Here is a 22,697-nt window from a genome sequence, read left to right as displayed (position 1 = left end):
CTAGATAATTGTATTTTCGCAAACTGAATATAAAATTAACGATAATAAAAATGGCAGTTTTAGCAAAAATTAGACAGCGTTCCGCTTTATTGATAGGGGTTATTGCACTTGCATTATTTGCATTTATAATACAAGATCTATTTACAAGAGGAACATTTGGTCAAAGTTCAAAAGATGTAGGAAGCATCGATGGAAAAGATATTTCATTTGAAGACTTTAGAGTTAAAGTTAGCAATCTTGAAAAAAGTGGGCAAGGAATAACTTCCACTGAAGCTGCAAACAGAGTATGGGATCAAGAGGTTTCAATCGCATTATTATCAGCACAGTTTGATAAATTAGGATTGAGAGTAGGTGAAAAACACCTTATCGAAGTTTTAAAAGCTGATCCAAATATTGGTAAGAACCCAATGTTTCTAAATGCTGCAGGAATTTTTGATATTGCAAAATTCAAAGATTATTTTAAAGCAAATCCAGAAGCGGCTCAATTTATTGCTCAAAAAGAAAAAGATGCTGAATTGAATGCGAAATTCCAAATCTATAATACTTTAATTAGAGCAGGACTTTATACAACTGCAAGCGAAGGAAAATTAAAGTATGAAATGGAAGCAAACAAAGTAAACTTTGCTTATGCAGGGGCACTTTATTCTTCTATTAAAGACAGCGAAGTAAAAATTTCTGATTCAGAAATTACCGATTATATGAAGAAAAACGAGAAAAAGTTTAAAGCAGACGCGACTCGTGAAATTCAATACGTTTTAGTTGAAGACAAACCATCAAAACAAGATGAGGCAGATATTAAAGCTAAATTGACAGCTTTATTGTCGGCAAGATCTGAATACAACGAAAAAACAGGAAAAACAGATACATTGCCAGGATTCAAAAATGCTACAAACATTGCTGAATTTGTAAACTCTAATTCTGATATTCCTTACGATTCTACTTATATTCCTAAAAATGCACTTCCTGCTGTAGATGCTGATAAATTGTTCAGTCTTCCTGCAGGTGCTATCTACGGGCCTTATGTGTTCGGAAGATATTATGCTATCTCTAAATCTTTAGGGTTTAAAGCTGGTGTAAATGCAAAAGCAAGCCATATCTTAATCGGTTATGAGGGTTCTCAAACTCCAAACCAAAAAGAAAAAAGAACTAAAGAAGAAGCTAAAGCTAAAGCTGAAGAAATCTTATCTCAAGTTCAAGCTAATCCAGATAGTTTTGTGATGTTGGCTATTACAAGCTCTGATGATTCTTCTGCTCAACAAGGTGGAGATTTAGGCTACTTTGGTCCAAACGCTATGGTAAAACCATTCAATGATTTTGTATTCAGTAACGGAATTGGAAAAGTAGGTTTAGTTGAAACTCAATTCGGTTTTCATATCATTAAGATCACAGATAAGCAAGACGGAATTCGTTTAGCTACTATTGCTCAAAAAATCGAACCTTCTGAAGCTACTTCAGATAAAGTATTTACTTTGGCAACCAAATTTGAAATGAATGCCGGAGAGAAAGATTTTAATGCAGCTGCAAAAGAATTAGGATTAAAAGTTTCTCCAGAAGTTTCTGTTAAAGCTATGGATGAAGCATTTGGTCCTCTTGGAAACCAACGCAACATTGTAAGATGGGCATTTGATAAAGAAACAAGCAAAGGAGATGTAAAACGTTTTGAATTGGCAAATATCGGTCACGTAATTGCTCAGTACAAAGGGGAGAACAAATCAGGATTGGTTTCTGTAAATATGGCAAGACCATACGTTGAGCCAATCTTGAAAAACAAGAAAAAGGCTGAAATTTTAAAAGCTAAAATGACAGGTTCAAGCATTGAGGCAGTTGCTAAAAGCGCAGGTGTAGCTGTACAACAAGCTACAAACGTAACGATGGATAACCCTGTACTTCCAGGAGGTGTAGGGCAAGAGCCAAAAGTTGTAGGTAATGCATTTGCTCTTGCTGCAAACAAGCTTTCTGCTCCAATTGAAGGAAACACAGGTGTTTATGTAGTGAAAAACATCAGCACGGTAAAAGCTCCAGCAATTGCAAACCATGCAGCTTACATAGAGAAATTAAAAGCTCAAAGCGCTTCTGATGCGAGCAGAGTTTTGCCAGCTTTGAAAAACAACGCTAAAATTGAAGATAACAGATTGCAATTCAACTACTAATTTTTAGAAGTTAACTTATAAAGAAGCCCGAAACACATTACATGTTTCGGGCTTTTTGCTTTAAATTTTAGCTAATTGTATTTCGTGCTTTTTTTTAACATTTAAAATGTGTAAGTGTAGCAATAATAGAAATTTAATTTAAAAAATTTGTGATATTCAAATTATTACAGTTAATTTGTCCGATTTTTATTTTAACAAAGTAAATTGTAGTAATTTCTGTTGTTAATTAAGTTTGAAAAGAACAACCAAAAACAAAATCTTTTAATAATCAGACACTTGATGTTTTCTAAGTTAAATATTTTTAGAAAGAAACCAAAAGTTTATACCAAAATTGAAAATCATATTTTCGGTATAATCACGGAACTTTTAAAGGTTAGCAGCACCGACATCAATGTTGATGAATTAGGAGGTAAGTATTATCTTAGTAATGAGGAGCAGCATTTTAAGGTAACAATTCTAAGCAACGACTACGTAATCAGATTAACCAATACCCGAGACTCTGTTGCTGAAAAATACGACAAAGTGTTCGTTGAAGATGTTTTGAAAGCTGTAAAAGAAGAAAAACACAGACGAATGGAGCTCGTATATGATTCGATTACCAACAGTATAGAAAAAATGGCAGAGCGTCTTCATAATACGCTTATCGAATCAAACGAGCAGGAAAACCAAGCTGTTCGCAGATTAGAAACCAGCGAAATAGAGAATAAAAAAGCAAATTCAAACTGATTGCTATAAAATCATTTCCTCATAAGTAAGGATAGTTTCATAGCCTTTTGAAGCAAAATATTCTTTCGGATTTTCTTTTGAAACAACCATAACAAAGTCGCCGCCCCAAGCCCCAAGACTTTTGATAACGCCAGTAAAATCTGGAAAAACAGCTTCTTTTATAGTCTGCATTTCAAGAATTCTGCTTAGGTGGATTTCATGTTTCTGTACTGCCGAGGCAAATTCTTTCAATGTCTTTGCATTTAGTATTGATGCCGTGATTTTGTTGTTTGCCGCAATGCTTTCGCTCAGATTATGATTTTTATGATTATTATAAGAGTAAATAGCCGATTTGCTGTTCTGTTTTTTGTTCAGATAAACAAAATAGATATGGTTTGTAAAATCAGGCTTAAAATCAACAGGTTTTGCGATATTATCCTTAATTTGATAGATGATTGGAGTATCGTTTTGGGCACAAGCAATATCGTAGCCGCTTCCTCCAAAGCTATTATTCAATAATTTAAAAGCATTAACATCTGCCCATTGCGCAACATTATTGATTAAAGTAGAAGAAGTCCCGAGTCCCCATTTGCGTGGAAAAGTTAGATGGGTGCTTACCTTGTGACCTTCTGACTGGTCTATAAAACTAGGATTTAAACGATATGCTTCGTGCAATATGTTGATAAGAGTGCTTTTTACAGTTTCAGTTTTAGATTCTGTTTTGTTGATGATGTCACTGAACAAAATGGTGTCTTCAAACCATATTCGATTGTCATAATCATAGCTTGTCCATTGAATCTCGTTGTTTTTGCCGTTTTCAATTACCAGGTCCTGACCGAATTTTGTTGGCAAGGCAAAAGCATCTGCTCCGTCCAAAACAAGGTATTCTCCAGCGATAAAAAGTTTTCCGTTACTGTAAAAAGTTGTTGACATAATTGTCTTTATAGTATTATAAAAATTCCAATATTTTAAACTCCAATTCACAACATTGGAATTTGCAATTTAAAACATTGGATTTTACAGATTAGTTTATTTTCTTAAGCTTTCTATAAATTCGACTACTGCGCTATGGGTGACAGTTGTTTTTTTGAAGTGCGACTTTATCAAATGACGTTCTTCATCAGTAGCCTCAAATTGATTGATAATATTGTTTAGGTGCATTTTCATATGCCCTTCCTGAATTCCTGTAGTAGTCAATGAACGCAGAGCTGCAAAATTTTGTGCAAGTCCTGCAGCAGCTACAATTTCCATTAATTCGCTAGCAGACGGTTTTTCAAGAATTTCAAGACTCAGTTTTACCAAAGGATGTAAAGAAGTCAGGCCGCCTACAGTTCCTAGAGCAAGCGGAATTTCAAGCCAGAAAGTAAAAATACCGTTCTCGATTTTAGCATGCGATAAACTTGCGTATTGTCCGTTTTTTGAAGCATAAGCATGCACTCCGGCTTCAACAGCTCTAAAGTCGTTACCCGTTGCTAAAATTACGGCGTCAACTCCGTTCATGATTCCTTTGTTGTGTGTTACGGCCCTAAAAGGTTCTGCTTCTGCAATTTGTACAGCCTGAACAAAACGTTCGGCAAATAACTGTGGATCCGAAATGTGTTTTTCTGTCAATTCTTCTACAGGGCAAGAAACCTCTGCTCTAACTAAACAATTAGGGACATAATTAGAGAGAATGCTCATAATTACCTGCAAAGCATCATCGTTAGTAAACAAATCTGAGTTTTGAAATTCCTCTTTTAAGGTTGATGCAAATTGTTCCAGACAAGAATTTATAAAGTTGGCTCCCATGCTGTCTTTGGTCTCAAAAGTGGCATGAAGCTGATAGTAATTTTCAAGAAGACTTCTTTTGTCTTTTAGTTTTAGGTCAAGAATTCCGCCGCCGCGCTGTTCCATATTTTTAGTTATAGACTGCGTTTCTGAAAAGAATTTTGGCTTAATCTGATCAAAAAAAGCATGAAGTTTTTCGGCATCACCATTAAAAGTAAAATGAACTTGCCCGATTTTTTCGGTATCTATTACCGTAGTTTTAAAACCACCACGTGTCGACCAGTATTTTGCGGCTTTAGAAGCTGCAGCAACCACAGAACTTTCTTCGATGGCCATCGGAATGGTTTTGTATTTTCCGTTTATCAAAAAGTTAGGAGCGATGCCAAGCGGAATATATAAGTTTGTAATTGTATTTTCTATAAATTCGTCGTGAAGCTGCTGTAGCTTTTCGTCTGAATTCCAGTAATTTCTTATAATCGTAAGGGCTTCTTCGGGATTTGAAAAATAGGTTTCAGCAATCCAGTTTATTTTTTCTTTTTTGGATAATTTCGAAAATCCGGCAACGGCATTGTTCATTCTCAATATATTAAATAATAATGTTGCGGCAAATATACCATTTTAAGAGTTTTGTTTAAAATCAATTTGAAAGTTCAAAATACGCAATCGTTATTTTTTTTAACATTTAACACTTAAAATGTGTATTATGTTTGTTTTTTTTACTAAAATTGGGCTCTTTTTATATTTAAAATAATTTCTAATGAATACAAGTAAAATTACTCTAGTTCTTTTATTTTTGATTACGACCGCTTTCGCACAACAGAAAATAACTGTTGAAAGTATTTACGGTGGTGCATTTCGTGCAAAAGGTATGGATGAGCTGCAATCTTTAAAAAATACGAATCAGTATACTGTATTGAATATAGACCAAGCAGCTAGAAGTATGCAGATAGGACTTTATGATTTTGCGACTCTTAAAAAAATCAATAATTTAATAGACACTAAAGATTATAAGGCACTTGCAGACGGAATTGATAGTTACACTTTTGATGCTTCCGAAAAAAAGATCTTAATTGCTTGTAATTCAAATAAAATATTTCGTCACTCTTTTACTGCTGATTACTTTATATATGATATAACATCAAAATCATTGACAAAATTGGCTGATTTTCAGATTCAGGAACCCACTTTTTCGCCTGACGGAACAAAAATCGCCTACGCTAGAGAGAACAACTTGTACATCTATGATGTAGCATCTAAAAAATCTACAGCTGTTACAACTGATGGAAAGAAAAACGTAGTAATAAACGGTATTACAGACTGGGTTTACGAGGAAGAGTTTGCATTTGTACGCGCTTTTGACTGGAGTAAAGACAGCAAAAAATTAGCATACATTCGTTTTGATGAAAGCCAGGTTCCAGAATTTTCGATGTCAATCTTCCAAAACTATTTGTATCCTGCAACCGAAACTTTCAAATATCCGAAGGCGGGAGAAAAGAATTCAGAAGTATCATTGCATATTTATGATGTTGCAGGAAGCGCAACCAAAAAAGTTAACTTAGCCAATTACAATGATTTTTACATTGCAAGAATGCAGTGGACTAATGATAATAATGTTCTTTCAGCTCAGGTTTTAAACCGTCATCAGGATAATCTTGATTTGCTATTTGTAGACGGAACAACAGCTGCGCCAAAAGTAGTTTTGAATGAAAAAGATAAAGCATATGTTGATATAACAGATAATCTGACTTTCTTAAAAGATAATAGCTTTATCTGGACAAGCGAAAAAGACGGCTTTAATCATATTTATGTGTATGATAAAAACGGAAAACTTAAAAATCAGGTAACTAAAGGAAATTGGGAAGTTACTTCTTATTACGGTTTTGACGAAAAAACAAAAACGATTTTCTATCAGTCTACAGAAAATGGTTCTATAAACAGAGATCTTTATAAAATTGGTCTAGACGGAAAAAACAAGCTTCGTCTGTCTTCAAAAATTGGTACTAGTGCGGCAACTTTCAGTCCGAACTTCGAGTACTTCATAACAACTTATTCTAGTAATTTACAGCCAACGACATATACATTAAATGAGGCTAAAACCGGAAAAGAAATCCAAGTTATTGAAAACAATCAGGATCTTGCCGAAAAATTAAAAGCATACAACCTTCCTACTAAAGAGTTTTTTGTTCTAAAAACGGCAAAAGGAAACGAATTAAACGCTTGGATATTAAAACCGAAAAATTTTGATCCTTCAAAAAAATATCCTGTATTCATGTATCAGTATTCAGGGCCAGGTTCACAGCAGGTAAACAACGACTGGAATAATAATGATGATTATTGGTTTTTATCATTAACACAACAAGGTTATATTGTGGCTTGTGTAGACGGTAGAGGAACAGGATTTAAAGGTGCTGATTTCAAAAAAGTAACTCAAAAAGAATTAGGAAAATACGAAGTAGAAGACCAGATAGATGCGGCAAAAGTTATAGGGGCTTATCCATACGTTGATGCTTCAAGAATTGGAATTTTTGGCTGGAGCTATGGTGGTTTTATGTCGTCTAACTGTATTTTCCAAGGAAATGATGTTTTCAAAATGGCAATTGCAGTTGCTCCAGTAACCAACTGGCGTTTTTATGACAGTGTTTATACCGAAAGATATATGCAGACGCCGCAGGAAAATGCAAGCGGTTACGACCAAAATTCTCCAATCAATCACGTTGAAAAATTAAAAGGAAAGTTTTTATTGATTCATGGATCTGGAGATGACAACGTACACGTTCAGAATTCAATGCAAATGATGGAAGCTTTGATTCAGGCTAATAAACAATTTGATTCTCAAATTTATCCTGATAAAAACCACGGAATTTATGGTGGCAAAACACGAATTCAGCTGTACAACAAAATGACTAATTTCATTAAAGAAAATTTATAAATCTAAAAACATTTAATCTTAATTAAACATCGAATACTATGGTAGAAACTAAAGTAAAAACGGCGCATCCAAAAGGGCTTTGGGTATTGTTTGGAACGGAGATGTGGGAGCGGTTCAATTTTTATGGAATGCGGGCATTATTGACTTTATTTCTTGTGAATTCATTATTGATGAAGGAAGAAGAAGCTTCACTAATTTACGGAGGTTTCCTCGGTCTTTGTTATCTAACTCCAATGCTTGGCGGTTTTGTAGCCGACCGTTATTTGGGTAACAGAAATTGTATCTTATTAGGAGGATTATTGATGGCTACTGGACAAATGCTTTTGTTTACCAGTGGAAGCGTTTTTGAGTCTAACCTCGACTTAGCCAAAATCATCATGTATTCTGCATTAGGGGTAATTGTTTTCGGTAACGGATTTTTCAAACCAAACATTTCCAGTATGGTGGGGAGTTTGTATCCAAAACAAGAAAAAACAAAATTAGATAGTGCTTTTACTATTTTCTACATGGGAATTAACATTGGTGCATTTTTAGGTCAGTCAATTTGTCCTTTGTTGGGAGATGTTAAAGATGCTGGCGGAATTAGAGATATTCACGCTTTTAGATGGGGATTCATGGCAGCATCTGTAGCGATGTTGTTAGGAACACTTCTTTTCTACGTCTTAAAAAATAAATATGTAGTTTCTCCAGAAGGAAAGGCATTAGGAGGACTTCCTTCTAAAAATGATGCTTCTGATTTTGAAGAAGGAGAAGCGCAGCAAGCAAACTTCTCTAATAAGGCTTTGGTAATGGCCGGAATCGCTTTTGTTGCTTTAGGTTTCTTTTTTCACTATGTAGTTGGACAGAATTTAATTTACACACTAATCTATTCAAGTGGTTTGTCTCTAGCAGGATTGATAATTTCCGATACTTCATTAACGAAGATTGAAAGAGACAGGATTATTGTAATCTATATTGTTTCGTTCTTTATTATTTTCTTCTGGGCAGCATTCGAACAAGCAGGATCATCTCTGACTTTTATTGCGGATAACCAGACAGACAGGCATTTCTTTGGATGGGCAATGCCTCCGTCAATGGTTCAGATTTTTAACGGATTGTTCGTTGTGATTTTAGCTGTTCCTTTCAGTATTTTATGGGATACTTTAAGAGCTAAAGGAAAAGAACCAATTTCTCCAGTAAAATTGGCTGTTGGTTTAGTAGTGATTTCTATCAGTTTCTTTATGATTGCCACTCAGGTTTCGTACATCGGAACTTCAGGGCTTTTATTAGTAAAATGGCTTATTTTGTTATACTTCCTAAATACATGTGCCGAATTGTGTTTGTCTCCAATAGGTTTGTCATTGGTAGGTAAATTATCTCCAAAACGTTTTGCGTCATTATTGTATGGAGTTTTCTTTTTATCTAATGCATCTGGATATGCTTTAGGTGGAACTCTAGGATCTATCTTGCCGGCAACTGGAGATAAATTCGCAAAAGCAAAAGAATTAGGTATCGACCTTCAGGCAGTTTTAGATAAAACAATAACTCCAACTGCAGAGCAAATAGCTTTATTAGACCAGCACCAAATTAGTGCTCAAAATCCAATTTTTGCTGGATTTGAAATCCATAATTTATATGAATTTTTCATGGTATTTGTTGTTTTAACAGGTATTGCTGCAATACTATTGTTTGCTTTAACGCCATTGTTAAAGAAATTAATGCACGGTGTTAGATAAAGTATTGAAATAAAAAAATATAGAAAACATCAACTCTGTCCTAAAATACAGGGTTGGTGTTTTTTTGTTATTGCTTTAAAAAGAAAAGTTTAAAATGAAGCATATTGTTACATTAGAAGAAATTCAAAATTTTGAAGGCAAGTATCCAAAGCAATTGTGGTACTTGTTTTTTGTTGAAATGTGGGAGCGTTTCTGTTTTTACGGAATGCGTGGAGTGCTCACAATTTTTATGGTCGATCAACTTTTTTTGAAAGAAGACCATGCCAACCTGCAATATGGAGCCATTCAGGCTTTTGTGTATGCATTTACTTTTATTGGCGGTATTTTTGCCGATAAGATTCTAGGATTTAAAAAATCACTTTTTTTTGGTGCAATCGTAATGATTCTTGGTAATCTTTTAATCGCCATTGCACCGCATGATTTGTTTTATTACGGAATCGCTTTTTCTATTATCGGAACAGGCTTTTTCAAACCAAATGTGTCTTCTATGGTGGGTGAGCTTTACAAAGAAGATGACGGCAGACGTGATGCAGGTTACGGAATGTTTTATGCCGGAATCAATGTGGGTGGTCTTTTAGGAGGTGCGCTTTGTGTTTATTTAGGTAAATATTACTCTTGGGAGCTGTGCTTTTTATCAGCAGCTATTGTAATGTTCTTTGGGCTAATTACCTTTATTTTTACAAAAAAATACTTGGGCCCAATTGGTGATTCGCCATTACTGGCAATGGACGCTGGCAAAAGAAAACTTCGCGAACTTGGGGTTTATGCACTTTCTCTACTGAGTATTCCGTTTATTTTTATAATGGTAAAGAATACAGATTATACCGATTATTTCATGTATACAATCGGTATTACTGCAGTAGCTTACTTTGTTTATGAGCTGATTAAATTGGGAGACGTCAAGCTGCAGAAAAAATTGTTTGCGGCTTTCCTGTTTGTTTTTTTCTATCTACTGTTTAATACGATTTACGAACAGAGCGGCGGGTCGTTGTCTCTTTTTGCCAAGGACAATTTAGATGATAAATTATTGTTTTTTACCATTGACCCTAATATCATCAACAATAGTTCGAATACTTTCTTTGTGGTAGTATTGAGTCCGTTGATTGGCTTGTTATGGATTTGGATGGGTAAACGAAAAATTGAGCCTAATACATTAATAAAATTCGGAGTTGGATTTTTGTTTTTGGCTGCTTCATTTTACATTTTTTACCTGACTCGTTTTTTTGCTGATTCAAAAGGAATTGCATCCTTAAATGTTTTTACATTTGCTTATCTCGTGACCACAATAGGCGAACTGTGTTTAGGGCCTATCGGAATGTCGATTATCACAAAACTCTCACCTAAAAGATTATTCGGAATGATGATGGGGTTATGGTTCTTGGCTGCCGCTTTCGGACAGCTGTTTGCCGGTAAACTAGGTGCTGAAATATCGAAATCAAATACAGGGACTACGTTGCTTTCTAAATTGCAGTCTTACACAGACGGGTATTATCAGCTAGCGATTTATTCTTTAGTTGCGGGTGTTGTTTTGCTTGTAATTTCGCCTTTTTTAAAAAAATTAATGCAGGAAGTAAAATAGCTTCAGCGTATTTGGTTTTTGATTAAATTTGTAAAAAATAGCTATCATGAAAAAAATACTACTTATCGCTTTGTTTTTTAGCATTTCTGCCTTGCAGGCACAAGAGTTAAAATGGTATACCGATGTTAGAGAAGCAATTACAGTGAGTAATAAATCTCAAAAACCCATGTTGATGTTTTTTACAGGAAGCGACTGGTGCGGATGGTGCATTCGCTTGCAGAATGAAGTATTGAAGACGCCTGAATTTAAAAAGTGGGCAGAACAAAACGTAATTTTGGTAGAGTTGGATTATCCTAGAGCCGTGGCGCAGACTCCAGAAATCAAACTCCAGAATAACGAACTGCAACAGGCTTTTGGAATTCAGGGATTTCCGACGGTGTTTTTTACAAGTGCAGAATCAAAAGATGGAAGAATAAATTTTAAAGGATTAGGCAAAACCGGATATGTGGCCGGAGGACCAACTGCATGGCTGAATGTTGCAGAAAGCATAGTGCATCCTAAAAAAATATAGATATACCTAATTTTTATAGTTACTGAAAACTCCTTACAATTTGTACGGAGTTTTTTTGTTTCCGTAAGAAAAATTATGCAATGTTTTTCTAGTTTTACTTTTTTGATATTTTTTTATCAATAAAAAAACACATAATGTATTTTTTATAACTTAAAAAATTGGATAATTAAAATATTATGTTAATTTCGTCATGCTAATCTAACCAAAACCAAATTTAGTATGACTAAAAAACTACTTATCCTACTGTTTTTTTTAGGTTCATTTTTTATGCAGGCTCAAAACTTAGCGTGGAGAACCAATATGACCGATGCTATTGCTATTAGTAATGAACAAAAAAAACCAATGTTAATTTTCTTTACCGCTGCAGGTGTGTCTGATAATCTGCAAAATGAGATATTTAAAACTCCCGATTTTGCTGTTTGGTCTAGAGACAACGTAGTGCTTGTAAAATTAGACTTGTCTGATTCTTCTGCAGATCAGAGCGAAAAAGAGCAGAATTTAAGATTAAAGGATGCTTTTGGAGTGCAGGATCTTCCTGAAGTTTGTTTTGCCATGGCATCTGTTAGAAAAAACAAAACCACTTTTAGTGCACTTGGAAAAATTGCCTATAAACCAGGAGGCGCAAAAGCATGGATTGCCGAGTCGAATCTGATTTTGCATCCAGTGGAATAGTAAATGTAAATTTCGATTTTAAAAAATATCCCTTTCATTTTTGTGAAAGGGATATTTTTTTAGCAAGTATTTAAAATTCCTTTCGAGAATTCTATTTTTTTTTGTAGTTTTTTTTTGGTTTTAATAAAAAAAACTTCTTTAATTGTGAAATCCTGTTTTCTTTGGGTTTTGTTGAATTTTTGCTAATGATTTGTATGATTTGCTGATAATTTTATGCTATTTTAGGCGCGTAAACTTAATTAAACCATGAACTTATGACCCAAAAATTACTTATCCTACTGCTTTTTTTAGGTTCACCATTTACCCATGCACAGAGTTTAGTTTGGAAAACAGATATGAATGATGCGATAATGTTGGGTGTTGAACAAAAAAAACCTTTACTGATTTTTTTTACTGCTGCAGGAATGCCGCAGAATATACAGAATGAGATTTTTTCGACGCCAGATTTTGCAGTCTGGTCTCGTGACAATGTTATTCTAGTACGATTAGATTTGTCTGATCAGAACATTTCAAGCACTACTATGGAGCAGAATGTACGACTAAAAACTGCTTTTGGTGTAGAAGAACTTCCTCAGGTATGCTTCGCAATTGCTAGCGTAAAGAAAGGAAAAACAACATTCAATAAATTAGGCCTTATGCCTTATAAACCCGGAGGCGCAAAATCATGGATTTCTCAATCTAATCTGATTTTAAATCCGGAGTAATAGAATTCAATCTAAAGTATCCCTTTTCTTTTGTAAAATGAAAAGGGATATTTTTTTTCAAACAGCTTTTTTCCCAACGCACAGCAAATGTTTTTGAGTTTGTGGCATCGGCAATTACTAATTTGGGAGAAATTTTCTCCAGCATGCGTTCTGCATTTATTTTCGGTGAATTTGTTACAATAACGATTTCAGGTTTTTCGTTCGGATAAATTCCGGTGCTATCAATTACTAAAATCTTATGTCCATTAAAAAACAGTAGATTTTTCAATTTTTCTGTTCTTTGTAATAACCCAAAATTTGCCGTGACATAAGCGTCTAAAGCTTTGTTTTTTAGATTTTCATTATCTGAAAAAGCGTGAATGCTTTTACCGTTTTTTTCTGCTATTAGAGTGTTTTTTGAAACATTGAAAACGACAAATTCGTTCTGATGACCTGTTTCTCTTTTTGTGTAAATAAAAGACAGTTGTAAAACAATGAAACAGCATAATGTCATAATCAGATTGTTGTAATTTGGTTTCTTCAGCCATAAAACAGAAAAAAATAGTACCAGATAACAAGTGGTCAAATAAGAGAAATTAAAGCTGATATCTCTAATGACAAATGATTCTAATGATGCGACAGCATGAATCATTTGGTTGAGGATATAGATGCTTTTTTCGAAAATAAAAATCATCCAATGCGGTGGTGCAATAAAAATCGCGAATAATATTACGATTATACCAGCAATCATTATAAAAGATAATAGTGGCAGTATGATGATGTTCGTCACAAAAAAAAGTCCCGGAAACTGATGAAAATAATACAAACATAAAGGCATCGTTCCTATTTGTGCGGCAAATGAAACGGTAAGTGCATCCCATATATAAATTACGATTTTATTTTTCGGACTCCATAATTTTTTGAGTTCTGGTTGCAGCCAGACAATAAAAAATAAGGCTAAATAACTTAGTTGGAATCCCGCATCGAAAAGGAAATAAGGCTGAAAAAGAAGAATCAGCAATATTGACACCAACAAAGTGTGGTAAATATTAGTGCCTCTTCTAAGATGAGTACCGCAAGCAACAAACGAAAACATGACAACAGAACGCAGTACAGCGGGTGATAAGCCAGAGATTACTGCGAATACTGCAAGCGAAGTTAATATAGTTGCTAATTTGATAGCAGATCCTTTCTTTGTGTTGGGAATCGGTTTTAAAATGAATGTTATAAACAGCATTATAAAGCCTACATGCAGTCCTGATACCGAGAGTACGTGTGTGGCTCCAGAATATTGATAATCTTGTATAATGTCTGATGATATTTCTTGTTGCTGCCCTAAAATTAAAGCTAATGTTACATTCATTTCGGCCTTGTTAAAACCTGCTTTTTCAAGGTTTTCGACAATTCTGGTATGAAATTTTCCTGTGTAGTACCAAATGTCTTTTTGTATAATCGGACTTATTTTTATAGCCGCTTTACTGGAATACAACCGTGCGTAAATTTGCTTGTCTGCCAAATACCTGCTGTAATCAAACTGGTTCGGATTTTTGTTTGTAACATTTTTCTGTAGTACAGTTTTTATTTTGAGGATGTTCCCAATTAAAAGTGGGGTTTTCAAACTGTCCTTGTGAACATTTAATAAGACCTTGCCAGTTACAGTTTTATTTCCAATTTTCTTTAAAATGGCGATATAACGGTCGTTATAATCATTGCTCTTGATTTTTTCTCTGAGTATTAAAGTAATTTCCTGAGGTTTTAGAAATGCGGTTTCGCAATGAGTATAATTGTCTTTTTGAAATTTTTCGGTATGAAATAAAAGTGACGCCGATCCGGTGGTTATCGAAATTAGGTAAACAGCCAATCCAAAGAATATAGTCTGTTTTTTTTGATTTCGATCAATAAAATAAGCGAGGCAGAAAAAAATGAAACTGCACAGTAAAGTTGTCTCACTCCAGAGAACAGAGAAATGCTCGTAGTATGCAATAATCACTCCTATAATAAAACCAAAGGTTATTTTAACCAATGGAAAATCTAATACTTTCATTGGGTAAAAGTATTAAAAATATGTAAGAAAAATAGTAAAATTTAAAAATAATCAAGAACTCTGTTTACTTGTTCAAAAGAGTTTTTGTAATAAGATTCTTTCGTCGAAGAGACGATGACCCCTTTTGAAGTGGAAGAATGAATAAATTTTATCTCATCTCGTAAAACCTCGATAATAAGGCCGACATGGTTAATTTGCCTGCTTTTGTTGGTTTTAAAGAAAATTAAATCGCCTTTTTGAGCATCGTTAAGCGGAATTACTTTTCCGATTTTGGCTTGGTCATAAGAACTTCTAGGCAGTTTTATGCTTTGGCTTTCAAAAGTGCTAAAAACAAGTCCCGAACAATCAAAGCCATTTTTGGTAGTGCCTCCAGCCTTGTATCGAACCCCGATATTATCTGTTGCAGTTCGAATCAGGTTGCTTACAATATGTTTGTTTTCTTTTTTCGTTTCTTTAGTTGTTGCCACCGAAGATGAAGTCGATTTACAAGAAGCAAAAACAATTAAAAGAACAAGAAAAGTGACTAATTTCTTCAAGGCAATGATTTTTAATTCAATTTCAAATCTTCAGTGATAAGTTTTGCGGTTTTTTTACTTGCTCCGGCACCTCCTAATTTTTGTTCTAGGATATCGTAATTTTTAAGCAGTTTTTCTCGATATTCCGAATCTAAAAGTTTTTGAAGCTCTTCCTTAATGCGTTTGGTGTTGCATTCTCCCTGAATTAATTCGGTTACCACTTCTTGGTCCATAATAAGATTAACAAGCGAAATGTATTTTAAGGTAATGATTCGTTTGGCAATCTGATATGAAATTTCGCTTCCTTTATAGCATACTACTTCAGGTACCTTAAAAAGCGCCGTTTCTAGTGTAGCAGTTCCAGATGTAACCAATGCAGCTGTCGAAGAGCGAAGCAAGTCATAGGTTTTATTCGATACAAATTTGATGTTTTTGTTGCTGATAAACTGCTGATAAAATTCAAAATCCTGACTTGGAGCACCAGCAATTACAAATTCATAATCCTGAAAATCATCTACAACACTGAGCATTACACTGAGCATTTTTGTGATTTCTTGTTTTCGGCTTCCGGGAAGTAAAGCAATAATAGGCTTGTCACCCAGCTGATTTTCCTGACGGAAAGAAGCTTCATTGAAAGCAGGCTGATTCTGTATGGCATCAATTAATGGATGACCAACAAAATCAACAGGGAAATTATGTTTGTTCTCATAAAAATCTTTCTCAAACGGAAGAATCACAAACATTTTGTCTACGTCTTGTTTTATGGCCTTAATGCGATTCTCTTTCCAGGCCCAGATTTGCGGAGAAATATAATAGTGTGTTTTAAAACCTAATTCTTTAGCCCATTTTGCAATTCTCATATTAAAACCAGGATAATCAATAAAAATAATGACATCAGGTTTAAACTCTGTAATGTCTTTTTTACAGATTTTAATATTATTCAAAATGGTTTTTAGGTTGAAAATAACTTCAATAAATCCCATAAAAGCTAAGTCACGATAATGTTTCACCAATGTACCGCCAGCTTTCTGCATAAGATCGCCACCCCAAAACCGAATCTCTGCCTGAGGGTCTTCTTGGTATAAAGCTTTCATTAAATTTGATCCGTGTAAATCTCCAGAGGCTTCGCCGGCAATGATGTAGTATTTCATGACGTAATTTTACAAATGCTGATTTTATTCGGCAGCAGATTTTTGTTTTACAAAGATAGAATTAAAAAAATAAAGTGGATACCGCCAGAACAATTACCGCCAAAATAACGCCTCTTGCCATATATTCCTCATTTCTTTTTAAGAGAATTCCAAAGACGGCAAGATCTAAAAGTGTTCCCAATGTTATGATTTTTCCAAGATAGCCTTGCTCTTTTATGACTTGTATTCCTGATGAAATGTCAAAGTTGGTAAAAAATGTAATGAATAAATAACTTCCCAGAAGAGAAGTGAAAATTCCGATCAAAAAGCCTATGATAATGTCTTTAGTCATTTAATTTCCAAGTATTAAGTTGCTGCATAGTATGATGTGCTGTAAGGTCGAATTGCACTGGCACAACAGAAATATATCCGTTTTCTAGTGCCCATTCGTCGGTGTCTTCGCCTTGATCTTCGTTGACAAATTTTCCTGCCAGCCAGTAGTAATCTTTTCCGAAAGGAGTTTGTCGTTTTTCAAATTTCTGAGCATAATAAGCTTTCGCTTGACGGCAAACTTTAATCCCTTTAATTTCATTTTCTTGCAGTTTAGGAAAATTCACATTCAATACCACTCCGGGAGGCAGTTTGTTGTTGAGGGTTTCTACCGCTATTTTTTTTACATAAGATTTGATAGGTTCAAAATCGGCATTCCAATCAAAATCAAGTAAAGAAAATCCAATTGCCTGAATCCCTTCAATACCTGCTTCAACAGCGGCACTCATGGTTCCGGAGTAAATTACGTTTATAGAAGAATTAGATCCGTGGTTAATTCCCGAAACACATAAATCTGGTTTCCTTTTCAAAATCTCATTTACAGCCAGTTTTACGCAATCTACAGGTGTGCCAGAACAGCTGTATTCTTCGATAACATCTCCTTCTTTAGAAATTTTATCTAAGAACAAGGTGTTGTTTAGGGTAATAGCATGCCCCATCGCGCTTTGTGGTTTATCAGGAGCAACTACAATTACGTCTCCAATTGTTTCCATTATGCTGATCAAAGTCCTGATTCCGGGAGCTAGAATGCCATCGTCGTTGGTGACTAAGATTAAAGGTTTTTCGTTTTTCATATTAAGTAATAGGGATGTTTGATTTTGGAAACATTTGAATTTAACACAAATGTAGTGACAGATTTTAGTACATAGTTCACAAAAAAAGCAAATTTTGTCAACTAATGTAAAGAACTTTTTGGTGCAAGAAACATTTTTATATCTTTAACAAAAAATTATAGTAAACTTCGCTTATGTGGCATAGTTTTTACCGTAACTTAGATAAAAAAATTGATGAATGCTATTATAAAGTTTATGAAAAGAAATTATAAAATACTCATAGCCGTATTATGCTTGTCTCTGACCTTGTTTGCTTTTAAGATGAATGCTGATAAGACAGTTGATCCGGATCCTAATAAAGATAAGACGCTATTAGAACTACTCGCGTTTGTTATTGAAAAAGGACATTATAATCCCGCTGAAATTAATGATGAGTTTTCTAAAGGAATTTTTAAAGATTATATCGAAGCGCTAGATCCTTCAAAAAGATTCTTTCTTCAATCTGATATTGATGAGTTCAAGCAATACGAATTAATGCTTGATGATTCATTCTTAAACAAAGATATTACCTTCTTTAATCTTACTTATGCAAGATTGATGAAACGTATGGAAGAAAGCAAAAAACGTTATAAAACTATTTTAGCACAGCCTTTTAACTATACAGTTGACGAGACTTTTAATGCAGATTATGAAAATATTCCGTATGCTAAAAATCTGGCAGAAATTAACGAAAGATGGAGAAAGCAGATTAAGCTTTCTACACTTTCTTCTTTGGTTACCAAACAAAAAATCGAAGACGAAAAGAAAAAGAAAGACCCTTCCTATAAAATGAAGCCTTTTGAAGAATTAGAAAAAGAAACTAGAGAGAGCTCTTTAAAATCGTTAGATGATAACTTTAGTGTTATTAAAGACTTGAACAGAGATTATTGGTTTTCTGTTTATTTGAATTCGATTATGGCTCGCTTTGATCCACATACCAGTTATTTCGCACCAGAAGAAAAAGACCGTTTTGATGTAAACATCAGCGGAAAACTTGAAGGAATCGGCGCAAGACTGACTAAGAAAAATGATTTTACTCAAATTGACGAATTAATTTCGGGAGGTCCTGCATGGAAAGGAAAAGAACTTGAGGCGGGAGATTTGATTCTGAAAGTAGCTCAAGGAAATGAAGAGCCTGTTGACGTTGTTGGAATGCGTCTTGATGATGTTGTTAAAAAAATCAAAGGACATAAAGGAACAATCGTTAAGCTTACGGTAAAAAAAGTAGACGGAAGCATTAAGGTAATTTCTATTGTGAGAGATGTAGTAGAGATTGAAGAAACGTATGCTAAATCTAGTATCGTTGAGAAAAACGGACTAAAATACGGCGTAATTTACTTGCCTAAATTTTATATTGATTTTGAGAATAAAGACGGTCGTGATGCTGGAAAAGACATCGCTCTTGAGGTTGAAAGACTGAAAAAAGAGAACATTAACGGTATTGTTCTTGATGTACGTGACGACGGAGGAGGATCTCTTACTACTGTAGTTGATATCGCTGGTCTATTCATCGAAGAAGGACCAATCGTACAGGTTAAATCTGCTGGTAAAAAGAAAGAAGTTTTATACGATAAAGACAAAAAAATCGAATGGGACGGACCGCTTGTAATCATGGTCAACAGTTTTTCTGCATCTGCATCCGAAATTTTGGCAGCGGCGATTCAGGATTACAAACGTGGTATAATTATCGGAAGTAAACAAACTTATGGTAAAGGAACCGTGCAAAACGTACTTGATTTAAATCAGTTTGTTCGTAATGTAAATTATGGTGATTTAGGAGCCTTAAAGATTACAGGTCAGAAATTCTATAGAATCAATGGTGGTTCTACTCAGTTAGAAGGTGTTCATAGTGATGTGGTTATGCCCGATCGTTATGCTTACCTAAAAATGGGAGAACGAGATATTGATAATGCCATGCCATGGGATAAAATTGACCCAGCGGATTACAGCACTTGGACTTCAAACCAAAATTTTAACAGAGCTATTGAAAACAGCCGAAACAGAATTGCACAAAATCCTCAGTTTAAATTAATTGAAGATAACGCAAAATGGATTGATGTTAAGAATAAAGAAAACACCTATAGTTTGAACATTCAGAATTTTAAAGCAACTCAGGAACAAGTTGAAAACGAAGGTAAAAAATACAAGCCTATTTCTGATTACAAAAACAACCTCGTGTTTAAATCGCTTCCTTACGAAGAAGCTGAAATGAAAGCCGATGCAGCTTTGAAAGAAAAGAGAGATGCTTGGCATCAGGCGCTTTCCAAAGATGTTTATGTAGAAGAAGCTTTAAATGTATTGGATGATTTGCAAACGAAAGGGCTGGTAAAAACTACAGTTTCTCCTAAAATGAAGAAGGATAAACTAGTTAAGTCTTAAGTTCGAAAAGAATTTAATTTGTTTAAAAACGCTCTATAAATTTTTATTTATGGAGCGTTTTTTTTGTATGTTTATCACTAAAAATTATTTTTTATGAAAGGATTAGCCGGTCTGTTTTTGATGAGTTTAGTATTGTTGTCTTGCAACAAAGGAAACATCGCAAAAGAAAGTCTGAGCAATAATGAAGTGATTTCTTTTAAAGGAAAGTCTACTACTGCCGATTCTTTATATACGATGGCTTATTTGCCGACTTCGACAACAAAACAGATTGTGAAGCATCAATATTATACATTGTCTTATAATGAAAAGTTTGAACAGGCAGAATGGGTGGCTTACGAATTAAAAAAAGAATATTTAGAGAATAATGACTTTAAAAGACCTTATTTTGTTGAGGATCCAAAGGTGACAACTGGTTCTGCAGATTGGAGAAATTATAAAAATTCAGGCTATGATAAAGGACATCTTTGCCCTGCTGGCGATATGGAATTTAGCAAAGAGGCCTATAATGATACTTTTTATACTTCGAATATTTCTCCTCAGAAAAAAGATTTTAATTCTGGAATTTGGAATAGGATAGAACAGAAGACTCGTTACTGGGCAGAAAAATACAATGATATTTATGTGGTAACAGGTGGCGTTTTGAAAGATTCGGATAAAAAAATAGGAACAGAAAAAGTTGCTGTTCCTAAATATTTTTATAAAATTGTTTTGGCTAAATCGGGCAAAAATCATAAAGCCATTGCCTTTTTAGTTCCAAACGAAAAAAGTGATAAATCTATCTACGATTTTGTAGTTCCAATCGAAGCTTTAGAAAAAATGACCGGAATTGATTTTTTCCCTAATCTAAAAAATCTAAAAAGCAGTAAGGACTTTTAAATCAGCAATTGTTGTTGTTGGGTTTTCTGCTTTAAAAACAAAGCTTCCTGCAACAAGGACATCTGCACCAGCTTCTACCAATTGTTTTGCATTTTTACTGGTTACACCTCCGTCAATTTCTATTAAGGTTGAAGCGTTTTTTCGTGTAATCAAATCTTTGAGCTTTTTGACTTTTGCGTAAGTGTTTTCTATAAACGATTGCCCGCCAAAGCCAGGATTTACACTCATAATGCAAACCAAATCAATATCGTTTATTACATCTTCTAATAAATCAATACTGGTGTGCGGATTGATGGCAACACCCGCTTTCATGCCTTCTGCTTTAATAGCTTGAAGCGTTCTGTGTAAATGTGTACATGCTTCATAGTGCACAGTAAGATTATTAGCTCCTAAATCTGCAAAAGTTTTAATGTATCGATCTGGATCTACAATCATTAAATGTACATCGATTGTTTTTTTTGCATGTTTTGTGATTGCTTCTAGAACAGGCATTCCAAATGAGATATTCGGAACAAAAACTCCATCCATAATATCGATATGAAACCAATCGGCCTGACTGTTGTTAACCATTTCGATATCACGTTGTAAGTTGGCAAAATCTGCCGCTAGAACTGAAGGAGCAATAAGTGTATTTTTCATTGTAGTGTTGTGTTTTTGTACAAAGATAAAGTTTAACCGCAAAGTGCGCTAAGATTTACGCAAAGTTCGCAAAGTTTTTCATTTAAGTTTATTCAAGAATAGGAAGCTCGCAAAGCTTTGTATTTTTTATATCCTTTAAAATTAAACAAAAACATTGCGAACTTTGCGTTTATCCTTTGCGGTAAAAAACATAGAAAAATAAAAAACTCCGGTAATCAGCCGGAGTTTCAATCATCAATCAAAAAACGAACAGTCAATCAAACTGTTGTTTGTGGTAAAATTCCAATTTAAAATAACCAAATTCCAAGCCAATTGCAATTTGGGATTTAAAAATATTGAAATTTAATATTGTTATCCTAAATAAGTTTTAAGGATTTTACTTCTAGAAGTGTGTTTCAATCTACGGATTGCTTTTTCTTTAATCTGACGAACACGCTCACGAGTTAGGTCGAAAGTTTCACCAATTTCTTCAAGAGTCATTGGGTGTTGGTCGCCAAGTCCAAAATACAAACGCACAACATCTGCCTCTCTTGGCGTTAATGTTTCTAAAGAACGTTCGATTTCAGTACGAAGAGATTCGTGAATTAATTCTCTATCTGGATTTGGAGATTCGCCAGAACGTAATACGTCATAAAGGTTAGAATCTTCCCCTTCAACAAGAGGAGCATCCATAGATAGGTGACGTCCAGAGTTTTTCATAGACTCTTTTACGTCGTTAACAGTCATATCAAGTTCTTTTGCAATTTCTTCAGCAGAAGGCGGACGCTCATTAGATTGCTCTAATAACGCATACATTTTGTTGATTTTATTGATAGAACCAATTTTATTTAATGGCAAACGTACAATACGAGATTGCTCAGCTAAAGCTTGAAGAATCGATTGACGAATCCACCATACAGCGTAAGAAATGAATTTAAAACCACGAGTTTCATCAAAACGTTGAGCCGCTTTAATTAAACCCAAGTTTCCTTCATTAATTAAGTCAGGAAGAGTCAATCCCTGATTTTGATATTGCTTAGCCACCGATACTACGAAACGCAGGTTGGCTTTTGTAAGTTTTTCTAAAGCTCTTTGATCACCAGCCTTTATTCTTTGTGCTAATTCTACCTCTTCATCAGCGGTAATTAGGTCAACTTTTCCAATTTCTTGCAGATATTTATCTAACGATGCAGTTTCACGATTAGTTACCTGCTTGGTGATTTTAAGTTGTCTCATGTTTTTGTCTCCTCAATTTAAAGTGTACAGATGGTTATACGTAAGA

The 22,697-nt window shown here is 34.4% G+C and carries 19 protein-coding genes; 10 read left to right on the top strand and 9 right to left on the bottom strand.

Annotated elements, in window-relative coordinates; genetic code table 11:
• The first annotated feature begins 50 nt into the window (after positions 1–50).
• Together E0W73_RS06925 and E0W73_RS06920 are read left to right on the top strand one after the other, a co-directional pair.
• Positions 51–2,150 (top strand): peptidylprolyl isomerase, encoded by a 2,100-nt coding sequence (locus E0W73_RS06925; protein WP_135221364.1) that lies wholly within the window; start codon positions 51–53, stop codon positions 2,148–2,150.
• A 279-nt stretch (positions 2,151–2,429) separates the two neighbouring features.
• Positions 2,430–2,876 (top strand): hypothetical protein, encoded by a 447-nt coding sequence (locus tag E0W73_RS06920; RefSeq protein WP_135221363.1) that lies wholly within the window; start codon positions 2,430–2,432, stop codon positions 2,874–2,876.
• Positions 2,877–2,879: 3 nt separating this feature from the next.
• Here the strand turns inward: E0W73_RS06920 and E0W73_RS06915 are convergent, their stop codons facing one another.
• Entirely contained in the window at positions 2,880–3,788 is a 909-nt protein-coding gene (locus E0W73_RS06915) for a GYDIA family GHMP kinase (protein WP_135221362.1), read from the bottom strand.
• A 96-nt stretch (positions 3,789–3,884) separates the two neighbouring features.
• Positions 3,885–5,198: a hydroxymethylglutaryl-CoA reductase, degradative gene (locus tag E0W73_RS06910; RefSeq protein ID WP_135221361.1), complete on the bottom strand. Its 1,314-nt coding sequence runs from the start codon at positions 5,196–5,198 to the stop codon at positions 3,885–3,887.
• Positions 5,199–5,379: 181 nt separating this feature from the next.
• On the opposite strand from E0W73_RS06910, the gene E0W73_RS06905 reads away from it, so the two are divergent.
• From E0W73_RS06905 to E0W73_RS06880, 6 genes are all read left to right on the top strand, one after another.
• A complete protein-coding gene (locus E0W73_RS06905) occupies positions 5,380–7,551 on the top strand; it encodes a S9 family peptidase (RefSeq protein WP_135221360.1) in 2,172 nt (723 codons plus the stop codon).
• 38 nt (positions 7,552–7,589) lie between these two features.
• Entirely contained in the window at positions 7,590–9,266 is a 1,677-nt protein-coding gene (locus E0W73_RS06900; RefSeq protein WP_135221359.1) for a peptide MFS transporter, read from the top strand.
• A gap of 94 nt (positions 9,267–9,360) precedes the next feature.
• Positions 9,361–10,845, top strand: coding sequence for a peptide MFS transporter (locus tag E0W73_RS06895; RefSeq protein ID WP_135221358.1), 1,485 nt, complete (start codon positions 9,361–9,363; stop codon positions 10,843–10,845).
• A gap of 46 nt (positions 10,846–10,891) precedes the next feature.
• Positions 10,892–11,356: a thioredoxin family protein gene (locus E0W73_RS06890; protein WP_135221357.1), complete on the top strand. Its 465-nt coding sequence runs from the start codon at positions 10,892–10,894 to the stop codon at positions 11,354–11,356.
• 219 nt (positions 11,357–11,575) lie between these two features.
• Complete coding sequence (locus tag E0W73_RS06885) at positions 11,576–12,028, top strand: thioredoxin domain-containing protein (RefSeq protein ID WP_135221356.1); 453 nt, start codon at positions 11,576–11,578, stop codon at positions 12,026–12,028.
• A 254-nt stretch (positions 12,029–12,282) separates the two neighbouring features.
• Entirely contained in the window at positions 12,283–12,732 is a 450-nt protein-coding gene (locus E0W73_RS06880; RefSeq protein WP_135221355.1) for a thioredoxin domain-containing protein, read from the top strand.
• Here E0W73_RS06880 and E0W73_RS06875 read toward each other — a convergent pair.
• The 5 genes from E0W73_RS06875 to surE all read right to left on the bottom strand — a co-directional run bounded on the left by E0W73_RS06875 (position 12,707) and on the right by surE (position 17,524).
• Complete coding sequence (locus E0W73_RS06875; RefSeq protein WP_135221354.1) at positions 12,707–14,755, bottom strand: ComEC/Rec2 family competence protein; 2,049 nt, start codon at positions 14,753–14,755, stop codon at positions 12,707–12,709. The two genes, E0W73_RS06880 and E0W73_RS06875, sit on opposite strands and share 26 nt — an antisense overlap.
• A gap of 41 nt (positions 14,756–14,796) precedes the next feature.
• Positions 14,797–15,291: a C40 family peptidase gene (locus E0W73_RS06870; RefSeq protein WP_135221353.1), complete on the bottom strand. Its 495-nt coding sequence runs from the start codon at positions 15,289–15,291 to the stop codon at positions 14,797–14,799.
• Between the two features lie 11 nt (positions 15,292–15,302).
• Positions 15,303–16,421, bottom strand: coding sequence for a lipid-A-disaccharide synthase (gene lpxB, locus E0W73_RS06865; RefSeq protein ID WP_135221352.1), 1,119 nt, complete (start codon positions 16,419–16,421; stop codon positions 15,303–15,305).
• Positions 16,422–16,482: 61 nt separating this feature from the next.
• On the bottom strand, positions 16,483–16,752 hold the full coding sequence (locus E0W73_RS06860) for a hypothetical protein (protein ID WP_135221351.1): 270 nt from the start codon (positions 16,750–16,752) through the stop codon (positions 16,483–16,485).
• The gene (gene surE / locus E0W73_RS06855) at positions 16,745–17,524 is read right to left on the bottom strand and encodes a 5'/3'-nucleotidase SurE (RefSeq protein ID WP_135221350.1); all 780 of its coding nucleotides are present in this window, start codon (positions 17,522–17,524) and stop codon (positions 16,745–16,747) included. Before surE ends, E0W73_RS06860 begins: the two co-directional genes overlap by 8 nt.
• 213 nt (positions 17,525–17,737) lie before the next feature.
• On the opposite strand from surE, the gene E0W73_RS06850 reads away from it, so the two are divergent.
• Both E0W73_RS06850 and E0W73_RS06845 read left to right on the top strand, forming a co-directional pair.
• Positions 17,738–19,921: a carboxy terminal-processing peptidase gene (locus tag E0W73_RS06850; protein ID WP_135221349.1), complete on the top strand. Its 2,184-nt coding sequence runs from the start codon at positions 17,738–17,740 to the stop codon at positions 19,919–19,921.
• Between the two features lie 234 nt (positions 19,922–20,155).
• A complete protein-coding gene (locus E0W73_RS06845; protein ID WP_394345986.1) occupies positions 20,156–20,797 on the top strand; it encodes a DNA/RNA non-specific endonuclease in 642 nt (213 codons plus the stop codon).
• On the opposite strand, the gene rpe is transcribed toward E0W73_RS06845, so the two are convergent.
• Complete coding sequence (rpe, locus tag E0W73_RS06840; RefSeq protein ID WP_135221347.1) at positions 20,774–21,436, bottom strand: ribulose-phosphate 3-epimerase; 663 nt, start codon at positions 21,434–21,436, stop codon at positions 20,774–20,776. The two genes, E0W73_RS06845 and rpe, sit on opposite strands and share 24 nt — an antisense overlap.
• Before the next feature lie 351 nt (positions 21,437–21,787).
• Positions 21,788–22,651 (bottom strand): sigma-70 family RNA polymerase sigma factor, encoded by an 864-nt coding sequence (locus tag E0W73_RS06835; RefSeq protein ID WP_007804760.1) that lies wholly within the window; start codon positions 22,649–22,651, stop codon positions 21,788–21,790.
• Between the last annotated feature and the right edge of the window lie 46 nt (positions 22,652–22,697).

This window comes from Flavobacterium foetidum (assembly GCF_004634245.1).
GTDB classification, from domain to species: Bacteria; Bacteroidota; Bacteroidia; order Flavobacteriales; family Flavobacteriaceae; genus Flavobacterium; species Flavobacterium foetidum.
The sequence above is the reverse complement of the archived record's forward strand: the minus strand, read 5'-3'. Positions and strand labels throughout refer to the sequence as shown.